The sequence below is a fragment of the Polaribacter sp. SA4-10 genome (genome assembly GCF_002163835.1).
Lineage (GTDB): Bacteria > Bacteroidota > Bacteroidia > Flavobacteriales > Flavobacteriaceae > Polaribacter.
In genome coordinates, this window is record NZ_CP019331.1 from 1005812 (window position 1) to 1024113 (window position 18302).

At 29.4% G+C, this 18302-nt stretch carries 17 protein-coding genes; 12 read left to right on the forward strand and 5 right to left on the reverse strand.

From position 1 onward, the window contains the following. Positions 1 to 30: 30 nt before the first annotated feature. The gene (bshB1, locus tag BTO04_RS04605; protein WP_087565334.1) at positions 31 to 747 is read right to left on the reverse strand and encodes a bacillithiol biosynthesis deacetylase BshB1; all 717 of its coding nucleotides are present in this window, start codon (positions 745 to 747) and stop codon (positions 31 to 33) included. A 347-nt stretch (positions 748 to 1094) separates the two neighbouring features. Here bshB1 and BTO04_RS04610 point away from each other — a divergent pair, with 347 nt between their 5' ends. Both BTO04_RS04610 and BTO04_RS04615 read left to right on the forward strand, forming a co-directional pair. Beyond that, positions 1095 to 2924, forward strand: a complete 1830-nt coding sequence (locus BTO04_RS04610) for an SLC13 family permease (RefSeq protein ID WP_232455950.1) — start codon at positions 1095 to 1097, stop codon at positions 2922 to 2924. A 47-nt stretch (positions 2925 to 2971) separates the two neighbouring features. After that, on the forward strand, positions 2972 to 3652 hold the full coding sequence (locus tag BTO04_RS04615) for a DUF2490 domain-containing protein (RefSeq protein ID WP_087563380.1): 681 nt from the start codon (positions 2972 to 2974) through the stop codon (positions 3650 to 3652). Here the strand turns inward: BTO04_RS04615 and BTO04_RS04620 are convergent. Then, entirely contained in the window at positions 3649 to 4806 is a 1158-nt protein-coding gene (locus BTO04_RS04620) for a PLP-dependent aspartate aminotransferase family protein (protein WP_087563381.1), read from the reverse strand. The two genes, BTO04_RS04615 and BTO04_RS04620, sit on opposite strands and share 4 nt — an antisense overlap. A 72-nt stretch (positions 4807 to 4878) precedes the next feature. Between BTO04_RS04620 and BTO04_RS04625 the strand changes: the two genes are divergently transcribed. The 3 genes from BTO04_RS04625 (at position 4879) to BTO04_RS04635 (ending at position 6585) form a co-directional block, all read left to right on the forward strand. Next, on the forward strand, positions 4879 to 5580 hold the full coding sequence (locus BTO04_RS04625) for a Rossmann-like and DUF2520 domain-containing protein (protein WP_087563382.1): 702 nt from the start codon (positions 4879 to 4881) through the stop codon (positions 5578 to 5580). Continuing rightward, positions 5564 to 6091: an HAD family hydrolase gene (locus BTO04_RS04630; protein WP_087563383.1), complete on the forward strand. Its 528-nt coding sequence runs from the start codon at positions 5564 to 5566 to the stop codon at positions 6089 to 6091. Before BTO04_RS04625 ends, BTO04_RS04630 begins: the two co-directional genes overlap by 17 nt. 68 nt (positions 6092 to 6159) lie before the next feature. Further along, positions 6160 to 6585 carry a DUF2147 domain-containing protein gene (locus BTO04_RS04635; RefSeq protein ID WP_087563384.1) on the forward strand — a complete coding sequence of 142 codons (426 nt, stop codon included), beginning with the start codon at positions 6160 to 6162 and terminating at the stop codon, positions 6583 to 6585. Positions 6586 to 6705: 120 nt separating this feature from the next. Here the strand turns inward: BTO04_RS04635 and BTO04_RS04640 are convergent, their stop codons facing one another. Further along, on the reverse strand, positions 6706 to 7347 hold the full coding sequence (locus tag BTO04_RS04640) for a protein-L-isoaspartate(D-aspartate) O-methyltransferase (RefSeq protein WP_087563385.1): 642 nt from the start codon (positions 7345 to 7347) through the stop codon (positions 6706 to 6708). 117 nt (positions 7348 to 7464) lie between these two features. On the opposite strand from BTO04_RS04640, the gene BTO04_RS04645 reads away from it, so the two are divergent. From BTO04_RS04645 to BTO04_RS15475, 3 genes are all read left to right on the forward strand, one after another. Continuing rightward, complete coding sequence (locus BTO04_RS04645; RefSeq protein ID WP_087563386.1) at positions 7465 to 8424, forward strand: Gfo/Idh/MocA family protein; 960 nt, start codon at positions 7465 to 7467, stop codon at positions 8422 to 8424. A gap of 118 nt (positions 8425 to 8542) precedes the next feature. Beyond that, positions 8543 to 9430: a 3-hydroxyacyl-CoA dehydrogenase family protein gene (locus BTO04_RS04650; RefSeq protein WP_087563387.1), complete on the forward strand. Its 888-nt coding sequence runs from the start codon at positions 8543 to 8545 to the stop codon at positions 9428 to 9430. Next, the gene (locus BTO04_RS15475) at positions 9430 to 10071 is read left to right on the forward strand and encodes an acyloxyacyl hydrolase (protein ID WP_232455951.1); all 642 of its coding nucleotides are present in this window, start codon (positions 9430 to 9432) and stop codon (positions 10069 to 10071) included. Before BTO04_RS04650 ends, BTO04_RS15475 begins: the two co-directional genes overlap by 1 nt. Before the next feature lie 51 nt (positions 10072 to 10122). Here the strand turns inward: BTO04_RS15475 and BTO04_RS04660 are convergent, their stop codons facing one another. Then, entirely contained in the window at positions 10123 to 10596 is a 474-nt protein-coding gene (locus BTO04_RS04660) for a Dps family protein (protein ID WP_087563388.1), read from the reverse strand. Positions 10597 to 10702: 106 nt separating this feature from the next. Between BTO04_RS04660 and BTO04_RS04665 the strand changes: the two genes are divergently transcribed. Next, positions 10703 to 11644 carry a hydrogen peroxide-inducible genes activator gene (locus BTO04_RS04665; RefSeq protein ID WP_087563389.1) on the forward strand — a complete coding sequence of 314 codons (942 nt, stop codon included), beginning with the start codon at positions 10703 to 10705 and terminating at the stop codon, positions 11642 to 11644. 72 nt (positions 11645 to 11716) lie between these two features. Here BTO04_RS04665 and BTO04_RS04670 read toward each other — a convergent pair whose 3' ends face one another. Then, positions 11717 to 13336, reverse strand: a complete 1620-nt coding sequence (locus BTO04_RS04670) for an ABC-F family ATP-binding cassette domain-containing protein (RefSeq protein ID WP_087563390.1) — start codon at positions 13334 to 13336, stop codon at positions 11717 to 11719. Between the two features lie 198 nt (positions 13337 to 13534). On the opposite strand from BTO04_RS04670, the gene BTO04_RS04675 reads away from it, so the two are divergent. The 3 genes from BTO04_RS04675 to BTO04_RS04685 all read left to right on the forward strand — a co-directional run bounded on the left by BTO04_RS04675 (position 13535) and on the right by BTO04_RS04685 (position 18294). Next, positions 13535 to 14926 carry a hypothetical protein gene (locus BTO04_RS04675; protein WP_087563391.1) on the forward strand — a complete coding sequence of 464 codons (1392 nt, stop codon included), beginning with the start codon at positions 13535 to 13537 and terminating at the stop codon, positions 14924 to 14926. A gap of 146 nt (positions 14927 to 15072) precedes the next feature. Next, complete coding sequence (locus BTO04_RS04680) at positions 15073 to 16896, forward strand: DEAD/DEAH box helicase (protein WP_087563392.1); 1824 nt, start codon at positions 15073 to 15075, stop codon at positions 16894 to 16896. A gap of 186 nt (positions 16897 to 17082) precedes the next feature. Then, positions 17083 to 18294 (forward strand): RsmB/NOP family class I SAM-dependent RNA methyltransferase, encoded by a 1212-nt coding sequence (locus BTO04_RS04685; protein ID WP_087563393.1) that lies wholly within the window; start codon positions 17083 to 17085, stop codon positions 18292 to 18294. The last annotated feature ends 8 nt before the right edge of the window (positions 18295 to 18302 follow it).

Consider the following 18302-nt stretch of genomic DNA (forward strand, 5'->3'; position numbering starts at 1 on the left):
AATATTTTTTTCCTTTTTAAAGAAATAAAATTAAATTAATTTATCTAAATTTTCTACAGCAACGTAACGTTCTGAGGTAAAACCTTCTGCATATTCAACTCCTATTAACCTTCCTAGATCTTTTGCTCTATAATCTATACTATCTGTAAAATTCTTGCTCGTAATTGGCGTTTCTGGCTCATTACTCTTAGGATCGTAGAACTGAGAAGTGTAAGCAAATACCGATTTCATCTTAAGATCCATAAATCCTGTTACGTCAACAACAAAATGAGGTTCAATATTTTTCCACTGAATATAATGATAGACTTGTTTTGGTCTCCATTTTTCCTGCCGCTTCCCTTCTACCTCTGTTTCAATTTTTAATAATCCACTTAAAAAACAAGCATCAGAAACTAAATCACTTCCTTTCGGATGATCAATATGTCTGTCATCAATAGCATTACATAATACTATTTCAGGCTTATATTTACGTATCATTTTAATAACCTCTAATTGGTTCTTTTTGTCATTCACAAAAAACCCATCTGCAAAACCAAGATTTTCTCTAACAGTAACGCCTAAGATTTTTGCAGCATTTGCTGCTTCTACATCTCTTATATCAGCAGAACCACGTGTCCCTAATTCTCCACGAGTTAAATCTACAATACCTACTTTTTTTCCTAAGGAAATTTCTTTTGCAATAGTTGCTCCACAACCTAATTCTACATCATCTGGATGTGCTCCAAAAGCTAAAATATCTAGTTTCATACCTAATGTACTCATTTAAAACATATTAAAATTTTATCCGTTTTTATCATAAAAAACATTCTATTGTTATACAAATAGACAACAATTTTATACTTTTTTTCATTAATCTTCAATTAAAGAATAAAATGAATCCTCAAAAATAATCAATTTTAAAAGAAAAATTAAGAAGGCGTTATTTCTATTACGTTTTCGTATTTGTATTTAGATAAAATTGGGTCTTTTTTTTAAGATTATCATAAAAATTAGAGATTATTTCTAGGTATGATAAATGTCATAAAAACACCTGTCTAATCAGCATAATTTTACACCATCTAACAACAAGACTATAAAAAAAAATTATGATTTTAATGCTCGTTATTTTAGCAATTACCATTGGATTATTTGTTTGGGGAAAATACGCTCCAGATGTAATTGCATTGGTATCTATGCTGAGTTTATTTTTATGCGGAATTTTGAACTTAAGTGAAACTTTAAGTGGCTTTAGCAATCCTACAGTTATAATGATTGCTGCTCTTTTTATTATTGGCGAAGGTTTATCTCAAACAGGTTGGACAGCTTTAGCAGGTAAGAAATTAATTGAATTAGCGGGTAAAAGTGTACCAAAGCTATTAGTTATTATTACATTGGGTTCTGGAGTTTTATCAGGATTTGTTAGTAATACTGGTACTGTAGCTACTTTATTACCTGCAACGATATCTTCTGCTTGGAGTATTGGTACAATGCCATCAAAGATCTTAATTCCTGTTGCTTTTGGTTCTAATACAGGTGGATTATTAACATTAACAGGAACTCCACCAAACATTATTGCAAATAATGCTTTAATTGATGCTGGTTTTGAAGGTTTTTCATTCTTTGAATTTGGCTTAATAGGTTTACCGCTATTAATTATAGCATTAGTCTATTTTAGATATATTGGTTTTAGATTATTACCAGAAAACAAAACGAATAATAGACCTATAAATATAGACTCTACTTTACACGAATGGATTGAAGCTTATCAAATTGAAGATAATTATTACAGATTAAGAATACGTTCTATCTCGCCATTAATTAATACTAAAATTAGTGATTGGGATTTAGAAACCAATTTTCATGTGAATGTAATCCGTTTAAAAAGAAGACATCCAAATAGACTAAAAGGGACGCAACCTTATATTGAGATACCAGAAAATGATACAGAATTAAGATATCATGATATTATTACTATAAAAGGTAAAACCGAAGATATTAATAAATTAATGATTGAATTTAGATTAGGTTTATTACCAAAAGAATCTGCAAAAACAGAATTAAGAACCAATTTAATTAATCAAGAAGTTGGTATGTCTGAAGTTATTGTAACTCCAAAATCTCGTTTAGTTGGTAGAGAAATTAAATTACAAGACTACTTTAAAAGATATGAAATTCAATTATTAGCAACTTCTAGACATAAAAAACCCTATTTAGAAGATAAAATAACTGTAAAAGCAGGAGATAGCTTTATTATTAGAGGTCCTTGGGAAAACATTGAAAAATTAAAAAACCAACATAAAAATATTGTTGTTGTTGGGAGCCCAGAAGAAATGTTAAAAGATGTAGATGACTTAACACCAAAATCTTACATTGCATTAGGAGCATTAGCTTTAATGATTATTATGTTAGTAGCAAAAATAGTTCCTGGAGCAATTGCTGCTTTAATTTCTGCAGGTATTGTTTTATTTACAGGGTGCGTACCTTTCTCTAAGGCTTATAAAAGTATCAGTTTTACAAGTGTTGTAATGATTGCTGCTATGATTCCTATGGGCGTTGCAATTCAGAAAACGGGTGCAGCAGAAATGATTTCTAATTCTTTAATTAATTTCTTAGGAAAAGATAATCCAACCTTATTATTAGCAGGAATCTTTATTTTAACTACCACATTTAGTCAGTTTATTAATAATTCTGCAACAGCTGTATTAATGGCACCAATTGTTCTTTTAGCTGCTAGCACAATAGGAATTTCACCTGAACCATTACTAATTACAGTTGCAATTAGTGCATCAACTGCATTTTTAACACCAATTGGTACAACTACAAATGCGATGGTTATGAGTTCTGGTAATTATAAATTTATGGATTATTTTAAAGTAGGTCTTCCACTTTTAATACTATTCATTATTACAACATTATTATTAGTCCCAATTATTTGGCCATTTTAAACAATAAAAATCATTATTTAAATAACAAGTGATTAGGAGTAGACATTATGAAAACAAGACTAGTATACATCTTATTATTATTTACAATTATAAAAATAAATGCTCAGAATACAGGTAAAAATACTTTAGGGTCTTGGTTTGAAATTACAAGCTCAAACAAAATTTCTGATAAATTTACGATCAGTGGTTCTTTAACGAACTGGAATTATGAAATTTTAGATAATCAACATTTATTATTAGGAATTATAGGTTTAAACTATACTATTAATAAAGCAGTTTCTGTTGGTGTTGGATATGGTTACGGCAGCATAGACACTACTTTTGAAGAAACAAGTACCCCATATTTAATAGAAAATAGAATTCTTGAACAAATTAATGTAAAACATAAAGTAAATACATTTTCTCTATCACATAGATTCAGATTAGAACAACGTTTTATTGAATATGCAACAGCATATAAATTAAAGAATAGAATCCGTTATCGTTTTAAAAGTTCATTTCCAATTAATAAAAGGGTCTCTATTTCTATTTATGATGAAATTCATTATCATTTAATGAACGGGTTAGATTTTCACCAAAACAGAGCGTATGCGGGTTTAGGTGTCAAAATTAATAAAAACATGAATTTGCAATTCGGATATGCAAGACATAGTTATAAGACAAAAAGTTTTAACAGATTGTCTTTACAACTTCATCTAAAGTTTGATTTCAGAAAAGCAAAGATTTAATTCTTTGCTTTTTTTATTGCTTGTTCAATATCAGAAATTAAATCTTCTGTTTCTTCAATACCTACAGAAAACCTGATTAATCCATCTTTAATTCCTCTTTCTAGGCGCTCTTCTTCATTTAATAGCGCATGTGTAGTTTGTGTAGGACTTACAGTTGTACTCTCAACACCTCCTAAACTCATAGAAGGTTTTATCAATTGTAAACTGTTTTGAAATTTCATTGCATCAATTCCTTTCTTCAATTCGAAGGATAGCATGGCACCAAAACCTTTCATTTGTTTTTTTGCTATTTCATATTGTGGGTGACTTTTTAATCCTGGATAATAAACGCTATCAATATTAGGATTACCTTCAAAGTATTCAGCCATAATCTGCGCATTTTTTGTTTGCTCCTTTACACGCAAATTCATGGTTTTTAAACTTCTCTCTAATAACCAAACTGTTTGATCACTCAAATTACCACCAAAATTAATAGCTGTTTTCCAAATCTGCTCTATATGCTCTTTTGATGCCGCAACTGCACCCGCAGAAATATCAGAATGACCACCCATATATTTTGTTGCAGAATGTAAAATGATGTCCATTCCAAAATCAACAGGATTTTGATTGATAGGTGATGCAAACGTATTATCAATCATTGTTATAATACTATGATCTTTGGCAATTTTAGAAATTGCTTTCATATCTGTAATCCCTAATAATGGATTTGAAGGTGTTTCTATATAAAGAATCTTGGTGTTTTTTTTGATTAAGCTTTTAAAATCATCCGCATTATCACTTTCTGTAAAAGAATATTCTATTCCGTATTTATCAAATTCTGAAACTACAAAATTATACGTGCCTCCATAAATTACTTGTTGAATAATTACATGATCCCCTTTTTGTAAAAAAGCTAACATAGCATTAGAAATTGCAGCCATTCCTGAACTAAAAATCAAAGCATCTTCTGTATGCTCTAAAGCTGCTATTTTTTTACGCAACATTTCTTGATTTGGTGTATTTAAATATCGTGGATACCGTTTAACATCTACACCATCAAAAGCATAAGAAGTAGACATGTAAATTGGCGAGATTGCTCCTTTAAATTGCTCATCTTTTACTTCACCAACGTGAACGCAAGTTGTGTTTATTCCTAGTTTTTTTGATTCTTTCATTTGTATCCTATTTTATAGCTAATTTACTAAATACGTTTCTAATCCTCCAATAATTTTCAATATCTTCGTTTTATGATTTCAGTAGTAGTAATAGGTAAGGGAAACGTAGCTACACATCTTAATAATGCTTTGTTAAAAGCTGAAGATGTAACAGTTACACAAATTAATTCTAGAAAATTAGAAAATATTCCAGCAGCAGATGTTACTATTATTGCAGTTTCTGATGATGCAATTGCAGAAGTTTCATCAAAAATAGAAAACTCTTTTGTTGTTCATGCCTCTGGAGCTTCAGATTTAAACGTATTAAAAAATAGTAAAAGAAAAGGTGTCTTTTATATGCTTCAAACTTTTTCTAAAGATAAAAAAGTCGACTTTTCTAAAATTCCTTTTTGTTTGGAAGCTGAAAATGAAAATGATTATTTAGTACTTAAAAAATTAGCTGAATCAATAGGAGAAAAAGTATATTCTGTAAATTCTGAGCAACGCAAAGCATTACATGTTGCTGCCGTTTTTGTAAATAATTTTACAAATCATTTATATAAAATCGGGAATGACATTTGCAACGAACACAATGTTCCGTTTGACGTTTTAAAACCATTAATTAAAGAAACGGCTTCAAAAATTGAAATACTTTCACCTAAAGAAGCACAAACAGGACCTGCAATTAGAAATGATAAAAATACCATTGAAAATCATTTAGAATTACTAAATAAAAATCAACAAGAAATTTATAAAACAATTACAAAATCAATCCAAAATGGAAGTAAGCTATAAACAATTATTACACAATATAAGTACATTAATTTTTGACGTAGATGGAGTTCTAACAAACGGAATGGTAACAATAATGCCAGATGGAGAGTTGGTAAGACACATGAATATTAAAGATGGGTTTGCCCTTAAAACTGCTGTAGATAAAGGCTTAAATGTTTGTATTATTTCTGGAGGAACAAATGAAGGTGTAAGAAAACGTTTAGCCAATTTAGGAATAAAAGATATCTACTTAGGCGCTCATGATAAAATTAAACAATACAATGAATTGGTAGAAAAGTATAATTTAAAACCAGAGAATGTCTTGTATATGGGAGATGATATTCCTGATTTTCCGGTTATGAAATTGGTTGGTTTGCCTACTTGCCCAAATGATGCTGTTCAAGAAATTCAAAAAATTAGTAAATATATTTCTAACAAAAAAGGTGGTGAAGGTTGTGTTAGAGATGTCATTGAACAAATACTTTTAGTTCAAGGAAAATGGGTACACAGCTTTGATGCAAAATATGACTAAATAAAAACTGCCTAATTGTAGGTAACAAGTTTTTATAAAGTTTTTCTATATTTACAAAAAGTCATTTTATGAAAACAAAATCCTTTATTTTATTATTTTTTGTAATAACAATTACCACGCAATCACAAACTATTTTTGGAAAATGGAATTCTAAAGATGATGCAACTGGTAAAATAGACTCTGTTATTGAAGTTTATGAAAAAGAAGGAAGAGCTTTTGCTAAAGTGGTAGAAATTACAAATCCTAAAAGAAAAAATGCACTTTGCAAAGATTGTGAAGGAGAAAGTAAAGACCAACCTATTTTAGGTTTAAACATTTTAACAGGTTTAGAAAAAGAGGGAGATGAATGGTCTGGCGGAGAAATTCTAGATCCTAGAAATGGAAAAGTTTACAAATGCTATGTGAGACTAATAAAAGGTAATAAATTAAAATTACGCGGTTATATAGGGATCTCTCTTTTTGGAAAAACAGCTTACTGGGAAAGAGTTGATTAGTATTCAGTTAGCGGTTAGCGGTTAGCGGTGAACAGTTCGCAGTTGGCAGTTGGCAGTTGGCAGTTGGCAGTTAGTAAAAAAAATAACATCCATTTTTAGAATACCAAAAAAATTACGCTTTTAGTTCTTTTCTTCTAACATTGGTACAAAAGCAAAATCGCCTAGCTCATGTTTTTCAAATTCTTTGGCAGATTTTCTTATAAACAAGGTCATAATTTGTGTTTTATCTCCAACAGGAATTAACAACAGCCCTCCTACTTTTAATTGTGCTAACAATGGTTTTGGTACAAATGGCGCACCAGCAGTAACTATAATTTTATCAAAAGGTGCTTGTTCTGGTAAACCTTTATAACCATCACCAAAAATAAATTTCTTTGGCTTATAGCCTAATTTTGGCAAAAACAAAGAGGTCTTTTTAAACAATTCTCGTTGTCTTTCTATCGAATATACTTCTGCTTTTAACGCTAACAAAACGGCAGTTTGATAACCAGAACCTGTACCAATTTCTAAAACTTTATCTCCGTTTTTAATTTCTAACGTTTGCGATTGAAACGCTACTGTATAAGGCATAGAAATTGTTTGCTCTGCTGCAATAGGAAATGCTTTGTCTTGATATGCATGGTTTTCAAAACTACTATCTATAAATAAATGACGTGGAATTTGACGCACTGCATTCAATACATTTTTATCTGTAATTCCTTTTAATTCTAATACGTTAGCCAATTGGTTTCTAAGCCCTTGATGTTTTGCAGTGTCTTTCAATTATTCTATTTTTCTAAAGTCTAAAAATACTAATAAATCTAAATAAATTCTTATAAAATTGTATCTTTGTTTTTGTCGGTTTTTTAAAAATCGTAAAACATACAAAAACAAGAGTTTATGCTAAAAGCAGGAGTATTAGGTGCAGGTCATCTAGGAAAAATTCATCTTCGTTTATTAGAACAATCAGAGAAATATGAATTAGTAGGATTTTATGATCCGTTTACAGAAAATGCACAAAAAGTTGCTAAAGACTTTGGGTATAAATTATTTGATTCTATTGAAGATTTAATTGATGCAGTAGAGGTTGTAGATATTGTAACACCAACGCTTTCTCATTTTGATTGTGCAAAATTAGCTATTGAAAAAGGACGTCATATTTTTATTGAAAAACCAATTACAAAAACTGTTTTAGAAGCAGATGCAATTAAAACATTAGCGAGTCAACATCATGTAAAAGGACAAGTTGGTCATGTAGAGCGTTTTAACCCCGCATTTATAGCAGTTAATAAAATGATTGATACACCAATGTTTATTGAAACTCACAGATTAGCAGAATTTAATCCTAGAGGAACAGATGTTCCTGTGGTTTTAGATTTAATGATTCATGATATTGATATTATTCTTTCTGTTGTAGACTCTAAAGTAAAAAGTGTGCACGCAAGTGGGATCTCTGTTATTTCTGAAACTCCGGATATTGCAAATGCTAGAATTGAGTTTGAAAACGGTTGTGTTGCAAACTTAACTGCAAGTAGAATCTCTATGAAAAATATGCGTAAATCTAGATTTTTTCAGAAAGACGCTTATATTTCTGTCGATTTTTTAGCAAAAAGTTCTGAAGTTGTAAGAATGAAAGAGGTTCCTAAAAAACCAGATGAATTTGCAATGATTTTACAAAATGCAGAAGGTGTTAAAAAACAAATTTATTTTGATAATCCTGAAGTTGGTAAAAACAACGCTATTTTAGATGAACTAGATTCTTTTGCAGATGCAATAAACAATAATACAACACCTATTGTTAGTTTACACCAAGGAGCTGAAGCTCTTAGAGTTGCACAACAAATTATAGATTGTTTCTAAAAATTAATAAATAAACGCGTTAGGGATTGAGCGGTTTGTTTGAGCTCTTTTTGTCTTTTTCTGACAAAAAAGCGAGTAGCGAAAGCCTGTTAAAACGCCCAAATAAAAACTTTTTACAATGAAAAATATAGCAATTATTGGAGCTGGAACAATGGGAAATGGAATTGCCCACACGTTTGCTCAGTTTAATTATAATGTACAATTAATTGATGTTTCACAAGCTGCTTTAGACAGAGGAATGGCTACTATTTCTAAGAATTTAGATAGAATGGTTGCTAAAGAAAAAATTTCTGAAGCTGATAAAAAACAAACTTTAAGTAATATTACTACCTATACTTCTATAAAAGAAGGGGTAACAAATGCAAGTTTGGTTGTTGAAGCTGCTACTGAAAATTTAGCCTTAAAATCTAAAATTTTTAAAGAATTAGACGAAGCTTGCCCAAAAGACACAATTTTGGCAACAAATACGTCTTCAATTTCTATTACTCAGATTGCTGCTGTTACAAGTAGACCAGATAAAGTGATTGGAATGCATTTTATGAATCCTGTTCCTATTATGAAGTTGGTGGAAATTATTAGAGGTTATAATACTTCTGATGATGTGATGAAATTTACGGTTGAACTTTCTAAAAAAGTGAATAAGACTCCGGTTGCAGTGAATGATTATCCTGGTTTTGTTGCCAACAGAATTTTAATGCCAATGATTAACGAATCTATTGAAACTTTATACAACGGAGTTGCTGGTGTTAAAGAAATTGATACGGTTATGATGTTAGGAATGGCGCATCCAATGGGACCTTTACAATTAGCAGATTTTATTGGTTTAGATGTTTGTTTGTCTATTTTAAATGTAATGCATGATGGATTTAAAAACCCTAAATATGCTCCTTGTCCGTTATTAGTAAATATGGTAATGGCTGGAAAATTAGGTGTAAAATCTGGTGAAGGTTTTTACGATTATTCAGAGAATAGAAAAGCTGAAAAGGTTGCAAAAATGTTTTCTTAATGAAAAATAGTTTTTTAAGTATTTTTTTACTTTTTGTTGTGCTGCTTTCTTATAGTCAAGAGAAAAATAAACCTATTCTAAAACCTTATAAAGTTGGTTTTTTATACAGTTTTGGTACAAATGAAAATTTTTTTTTTGATGATTTAGATTATACATATACTACAAGTACTTATAAAGCTCAGGCTTTTTTTAACATTGGAAATTGGAAAAATATTGACCTAGAATTAATAATACAGCCTCAGATCCAATTTATAAAACATCAGTTGATTAACGAGCAATTTATAACTCCAGATCAGGAAAATTATTTAGAAAAAAGAACTGAATTTACACAAGTCAAAAACATGAACTTATATGGTTTAGAGTTTGGTTTTGGAGCAAAAAAGAAATTAACAGAAAAGTTAAATTTACTAGGAGCAATAAGTTTAGGTTTTTCTTACATTGATGCAAGAACAGAACGTTTAGCAAAAGGATTTACGTTTATAGAAAATTTCTCTTTAGGGTTTTCATATAAAACATTAAAAAGATACGAACTATATCTTGGAACCAGCTTTGGGCATGTTTCTAATTTAAATTTTCAAAAACCAAATGATGGATACAATATTCTAGGTTTAGACATTGGATTTTCTTACCTATTAAAATAAAAAAAAGGAACTCAACTGAGTTCCTTTTTTTTATTTTAAATTTTTATTTTTTTACTTTCCTAACCACGCATTTAACATCCAAATTGTTTTTTCTTGTTCAGCTATAAAATCGCTCATCATAGAGTTTGTGCCTTCATCAGAAGCTTCATCTGAAAGACCTAAAATTACTCTCTCGATTTTAAGTAATTCAGAAAGAGAATTTACAACCAACTCAACACCCTCTACATCATTAGAAATATTATTTCCTACTGGCACAGAAGCTTCTTTTATATAGTCTGAAAAAGTATGTAATGGTGTTCCTTGTAAAGTTAAAATACGTTCTGCTATTTCGTCAATTTTAATTTGAGAATCTGTATAAAACTCTTCAAACTTTACATGTAATTCAAAAAAGTTCTTTCCTTTAATATTCCAATGTAAACCTCTTAAGTTCTGATAATATATTTGAAAATTAGCCAATAACCCGTTTAAATTTAGTGCTAAATATTCAGTTTCTTTTTTATCTAATCCTAAAATTGTTTTGTTCATGTCTTTATCCTTTTTTATTAATACCGTAAATTTATGATAAATTTAAGCCTTAAAACTATAATTACAATTGATAGTTTTAATATCTTTATCAAAAATTTTTATACCAATGACTATTACTCAATTAAAATATGTTCTATCAGTTGCAGAGTATCAAAATTTTACTGTTGCAGCGGAGCACAGTTTTGTTACGCAACCAACATTAAGCATGCAGATTCAAAAGTTAGAGGATGAATTGAATGTGAAAATATTTAATCGATCTAAAAAACCAATTGAATTAACCGAAGTTGGAAAAAAAATAGTACAACAGGCAAAAGTTATTGTTGATGAAAGTAATAGAATTCTAGATATTGTTCATCAACAAAAAGGATTTATTGGAGGTGAGTTTAAATTGGGAATTATCCCTACAATTATGCCCACTTTATTACCAATGTTTTTAAATAATTTTACAAAAAAACATCCAAAAGTTAAATTAATTATTGAAGAGTTGACTACAGAAGAAATTATTAAAAAACTAACAGATGGACATATAGATGCGGCTATTGCTGCGACTCCTTTAGAGAATGAAAACATAAAAGAAAAACCATTATATTATGAACCTTTTGTAGGTTTAGTACCTCAAAACCATAGACTATATAATCATAAAACAATTACTGCAGATGAGTTAGAAATGGATGATATTTTAATATTAGAAGACGGACATTGTTTTAAGGATAGTGTTCTTAATTTATGTAGAACACATAAAACTGATAATAAAAAAAGATTTCAAGTAAAAAGTGGAAGTTTTGATACTTTGATTAAACTTTCTAAAGAAGGTTTAGGAATGACGTTGCTGCCTTATTTACATACATTAGATTTAAATGACGTTGATAAAAGTTATTTACGTGAATTTACAAATCCTCCACCAGCAAGGGAAGTGAGTTTAATTTACCATAAATCGCAATTAAAAATGCAATTAATTGAGGCTTTAAAGAAAACTATTGATGGTGTTATTAGAGGTGCAATTTCTTTTTCTGATGTAAAAATTATTAGTCCTTTACAGAAAAAATAATTTATCACTTATATATTCAAAAAAAAAAGGAAGCTAAATAGCTTCCTTTTTTAAATTAAATATTTTTAATTACTAAGAATACATTTTCTCACGTAATTCTTTCACTTTTGGATCTGCTAAATAATCATCAAAAGTAGCATATCTATCTATAACTCCTTTTGGTGTTAACTCAATAACTCTATTTGCAACTGTTTGTGCAAACTCATGATCATGAGTAGAAAACAACATGGTTCCTTTAAAGTTAATTAAAGAATTATTTAAAGACTGAATAGATTCTAAATCTAAGTGATTTGTAGGTTCATCTAATATTAGAATATTTGCTCTTTTCATCATCATTCTAGATAACATACAACGTACTTTTTCTCCTCCAGATAAAACGTTACTTTTCTTTAAAGCTTCTTCACCAGAGAAAATCATTTTTCCTAAAAATCCACGTAAAAAAACTTCTTCACGTTCTTCTTCTGTTTGTGCATATTGTCTTAACCAATCTACTAAATTTAATTCTCCGTCTTGAAAAAACGATGAATTATCTAGTGGTAAATATGATTGTGTCGTTGTAACTCCCCAATTATATTCTCCAGTATCCGCTTTTTCATTATCAGTAATAATTTGATAAAAAGCTGTAATTGCTCTAGAGTTCTTAGAAATTACGGCTACTTTATCTCCTTTATTTAAATTGATGTGAACATCATTAAATAATTTCTCGCCTTCAAAGCTTTTAGATAACCCTTCTACATGTAAAATCTGATCTCCCGCTTCTCTATCTCTATCAAAAATAATTGCTGGATACCTTCTACTTGAGGGTCTAATATCTTCAACATTTAATTTCTCGATCATTTTTTTACGAGAAGTTGCTTGCTTAGATTTGGCCATATTGGCAGAAAAACGACGGATGAATTCTTCTAATTCTTTCTTCTTATCTTCTGCTTTTTTATTCTGTTGTGCTCTTTGTTTTGATGCTAATTGACTCGATTCATACCAAAAAGTATAATTACCAGAATAGTGATTGATTTTACTAAAATCTATATCTGAAATATGTGTACAAACTGCATCTAAAAAGTGCCTATCATGTGATACTACAATTACACAGTTCTCAAAATTTGCAATAAAGTTCTCTAACCAAGCTATCGTTTCAAAATCTAAATCATTGGTTGGTTCATCCATAATTAAAACATCTGGATTACCAAAAAGTGCTTGCGCTATTAAAACACGTACTTTTTGTTTACCATCCAAATCCTTCATTAAAGTAAAATGTAAATCTTCTTTAATTCCTAAATTAGATAACATGGCAGCAGCATCAGAATCTGCATTCCATCCATTCATTTCTTCAAAAACTATTTGAAGTTCTCCTATCTTCTCTGCATTTTCATCTGTATAATCTGCATATAAATCATCAATTTGTTTTTTAATTTTAAACAAATCTTTATTTCCCATTACTACAGTTTCTAACACCGGAAACTCATCAAAAGCATAATGATCTTGGGTTAAAACAGACATTCTTTTACCTGATTCTAAGTGAACTTGACCAGATGTTGGTTCTTGAACTCCTGAAATAATTTTTAAAAATGTTGATTTCCCCGCTCCATTTGCGCCAATAATTCCATAACAGTTTCCTGTGTGAAATTTTGTATTTACTTCATCAAATAGTATACGCTTACCAAACTGTACAGATAAATTAGAAACTGATAACATAATCTTGTTTTTTAATTTTGTGCAAAAGTACTAAATTGATTTCTCTTTTTAGGGTAGATTTTACAACGGTTTTTTAAAGAATTGAAAGTGTTAAAATTGAATCCTCTTTTTACCACTTTTTTAACATCGAATTAACAATATTAACAAAGCTGAATCCCTAAATTTGATGGAAGATTTTATGACCCCTCAATTTAACATATGATAAAAAAATTATTTAATTACATCCCATTTTTTTTACTTATCGCTTTGGTTAGTTGTAATTCAAGTCCTAAAAATGTTTCTACATATTTTGGTGGTAAAATAATAAATCCAAAATCTAAATATGTAATCTTATATTCTAAAGAAGAAGTTGTTGATACTTTATTTTTAGATGAAAACAACAAGTTTTTTGGTAAATTAGAGAATGCAAAAGAAGGTCTCTACTATTTTATTCACGGTAAAGAAAATCAATATATTTATTTAGAACCACAAGACAGTTTAATGCTGCGTTTAAATACTTGGGATTTTGATGAATCTTTAGTTTTTGCAGGTAAAGGAGCTGAAAGAAATAATATTTTAATTGATTGTTTTTTAGAGGACGAAAAAGATGAAAAGAATTTTTACATTTTTAATAATTTAGACCCGGACAAGTTTAAATGGAAGATAGACTCTTTAATCAATACAAAATTAATTACTTATAATTACTACATAGAAAACCATACAGATGAAACGGAAGGATATAGAGATATCTTAAAAGTAGCACTAACCTACCCTCTTTTTGCAAGAGCAGAAAGATATCCTATTATGTATGTAAAGCACTCTAACTCGAAAGAATTTCCAGAAATTAAAAACTCTTTTTACACGTATAGAGAAACATTAAATTTTAATAAAGATTCTTTAATGTATTATGCGCCTTACATTACATATGTGAGAAATTACTTATACAATGTTACCTATTCTTTAGGTCACAAACCTATGACTAATGAATACTCTTCTAATTTTACGGTAGATTTATTAAAGACTATCAATACTAAAATAAGTTCAGAAAAATCTAAAAATGCATTTTTAAAACAAACAGTTCTTGGGCATTTTTACAGAAAATCTAGCTGTAATGTTAATCAAAATGCTTTTGAAACTTTTTTTGACTTAAGTTCCAATAAAGAAGATAAATCTATTATTAAAAAACTTTTAGCAGACAATAAGTCTTTACACAAAGGAAATAAAATACCTGATTTTTCAATTATAGATTTTAATAAAACAAGGCATTCAATTAAAGAAATCATTACGGATAAGAATACTTTTCTATTTTTTTGGAACCCAGAATTTGTTTCTAAAGAATATATCTCTTCAAGAATTGGTTTTTTATCTAATAAATTTCCTGAAATACAATTTATCCAAGTAAAAATTAACGGTAGTAAAAATGATAAAATTGATCAATTAGATATAAAAAATCAATTTTTTATAGACACTAAAAGCAAAGATAACAGCTTCTTAACTAGCAAAATGCCTAGAGTAATACTTATTAATAAAAAAGGAATAGTAGAAAATGGGTATGCATCAATTTCTTCAAAAAACATACATTCTCAGCTTAAGAAATTAAGTGAAAAATAATTAACTAATTTAGTTCTTATTTTCAGCTTATTTTACTGTACCTTTGCACGGTTAAATTTCTGGGTAATAAACTCAAAAATAAACAAGTCGATAAATATAAATCGGATTTGCAGGTGGGCGTTCTGTGAATCTACAAAAAACACAGTATGTCAACATTTTTAGAGTTAGGTTTAAAAGAACCTATCAACAAAGCATTAACAGATTTAGGGTATGAAGAACCAACTGTTATTCAAGAAAAAGCAATTCCACAAATTATTTCTTCAAAAGACGATTTAAAGGCATTTGCACAAACTGGTACAGGTAAAACTGCTGCCTTTAGTTTACCAATACTAGAGCTTTTAGATGAAAGTAATGGTAATGTACAAGCAATTATATTATCTCCAACAAGAGAGTTAGCTGTACAAATTGGTAATAATATAAAAGACTTTTGTAAATATCTACCTGATGTTAAGGTAACAACTGTTTATGGAGGTTCTAGTATGGAAGATCAAATTAGATCTCTAAAAAGAGGGTCTCAAATTGTTGTTGGAACTCCTGGTAGAACAGTAGATTTAATTAAAAGAAGAGCTTTAAAATTAGGAAACGTTCAATGGCTTGTTTTAGATGAAGCTGATGAGATGTTAAACATGGGTTTTAAAGATGAATTAGATAAAGTCTTAGAAGCTACACCAGACACAAAACAAACACTATTATTTTCTGCAACATTTCCTAGAGAAGTAGAATCTATTGCTAGAAACTACATGACCAACCCTATAGAAATTACTTCGGGTCAAAAGAATCAAGGTTCAGATAATGTAAGTCACGAGTATTATTCTGTTACAGAAAGAACACGTTACCCAGCTTTAAAAAGGATTGCAGATTTAAATCCTGATATTTATGCAATCATTTTTTGTAGAACTCGTAGAGAAACACAAGAGGTTGCAGACAATTTAATTAAAGACGGTTATAGTGCAGATGCTTTGCATGGAGATTTATCTCAAGGGCAAAGAGATTCTGTAATGGGTAAATTTAGAAAGAAAACAATTCAAATATTAGTTGCTACAGATGTTGCAGCTCGTGGACTGGATGTTACTGAATTAACACATGTATTAAATCATAAGTTACCAGATCAAATAGAAAACTACACACATAGAAGTGGTAGAACTGGTAGAGCTGGAAATAAAGGAATTTCTATTGTTTTAGTTAATGGAAAAGAGAAAGGTAAATTACGCCAAATCGAAAAAATCATTCAAAAGAAATTTGTAGAAACAAAAGTTCCTACGGGTAAAGAAATTGTTCAAAATCAATTAATGAATTTAATTGATAAGGTGCAAGTTACTGAAGTAAATGAATCTGAAATTAACGAGTTCTTACCAAGTATTTACGAAAAGTTAGAAGGCTTAGATAGAGAACAGTTAATTCAAAAATTTGTTTCATTAGAATTTAACACAATGTTAAAGTACTATGAAAATGCAAAAGATTTAAATGACTTGTCTTCAAAAGATAACTCTAGAGCAAGAGCTACAGATGAAAACATGACTCGCTTCTTTATCAATATTGGTAGAAAAGACAATTTGAATCCTGGTAAATTAATTGGTTTAATTAACGAACAAAATATTGGAGATAAAGTTGAAATTGGTTCTATAGATATTTTAGACACTTTTTCTTTCTTTGAAATTGATAAAAATTACGAGGACAAAACATTAGAAGCTTTCTCTTCTAATCAACCAGATTTTGATGGTCGTTCTGTAAATATAGAAATCACTAAAAAAGATCGTGGCGGTAGCGGCGGACGAAGAGGTGGTGGAGGTAGAAAACCTTTTGGTAATAAAAAAGAAGGTGGATTTGGAAGAAAAAGAGATTCAGATGGACCTTCATCTAGAAGAAGTGATTCTTCTTCTAGTAGAGGAAGAACTTCTGACAGACCAGACAGAAATTCTGGTGCAGATAGAAATTCTGGTGGTTTTGGAAGAAGACGTAAAGAAAGATAGACTTCACTTTTTAAATATTAATACACTTAAATGTGTAGCATAAATAAAATTCTTTCTTGATTTTTACTATAAAACGGTAACTTTCAAGAAAGTTTTTATTTTTAAAAACAATTTTAACAAAACATCGAAGTACAAAGCAAAACATTTATATATATTGTAGTTTTGTATTCCTATAGAAATTAACAAATGAGATTACATAGAAATTTAACTTTTGCAGTTATAGATAGTATTCGTGATATTTTTAACGAAGGCGTTTATGCAGATAAAGCTGTAGAAAAAGCATTAAAAAGAGATAAACGTTGGGGAGCAAGAGATAGAAAGTTTGTTGCAGAAACTATCTATGAAATTGTTAGATGGAATCGTTTATATGCAGAAATTGCTGAAGTAAAAGCACCTTTTGATAGAGATAATATTTGGAGAATATTTTCTGTTTGGTGTATTTTAAGAGGAATTCCTTTACCAGATTGGAACCAAATTGGTGATGTACCCGAAAGAAAAATTAAAGGTCGTTTTGCAGAACTGTCTAGAACAAGAAAATACAGAGAATCTATTCCAGATTGGATGGATGAATTGTGTGTTTCTGAATTAGGAGAAGATCTTTGGACCAAAGAAATAGCCGCTTTAAATCAGCAAGCAAAAGTAATTTTAAGAACAAATACATTAAATATTTCTAGAGAAATTCTACAAAAAAAGTTACATGCAGAAAATGTAATTACAGAATTTGTTCCTAATCATCCAGATGCTTTAATTTTACCAGAAAGGGCAAATGTTTTTAAAACAGAAGCTTTTCATAATGGATTTTTTGAAGTACAAGATGCTTCTTCTCAATTAGTTGCTGCATATTTAGACGTAAAACCAGGTATGAAAGTTATTGATACATGTGCTGGTGCAGGAGGTAAAACATTGCATTTGTCTGCTTTAATGGAAAATAAAGGGCAAATTATTGCAATGGATATTTACGAAAGTAAATTACGTAAATTAAAAGTTCGTGCAAAAAGAAACAAAGCGCATAATATAGATATGCGTGTTATAGATTCTACAAAACCTATAAAAAAATTACACGGTAAAGCTGATAGAGTTTTAATAGATGCTCCATGTTCTGGATTAGGTGTTATTCGTAGAAATCCAGATTCTAAATGGAAATTACAACCTGAATTTATAGACAATATTAAAAAAATACAACAAGAAATATTGCAAAGTTATTCTACAATGGTAAAACCAGGTGGAAAAATGGTGTATGCAACTTGTTCTATTTTACCATCAGAAAATCAAGAACAAGTTAAGACTTTCTTAACATCTGAAGCCGGAAAAGAGTTTATATTTGTATCAGACAAAAAGGTATTAGCACATACTTCTGGTTTTGACGGATTTTATATGGCGCTTTTAGAAAGAAAATAAAACTCCTA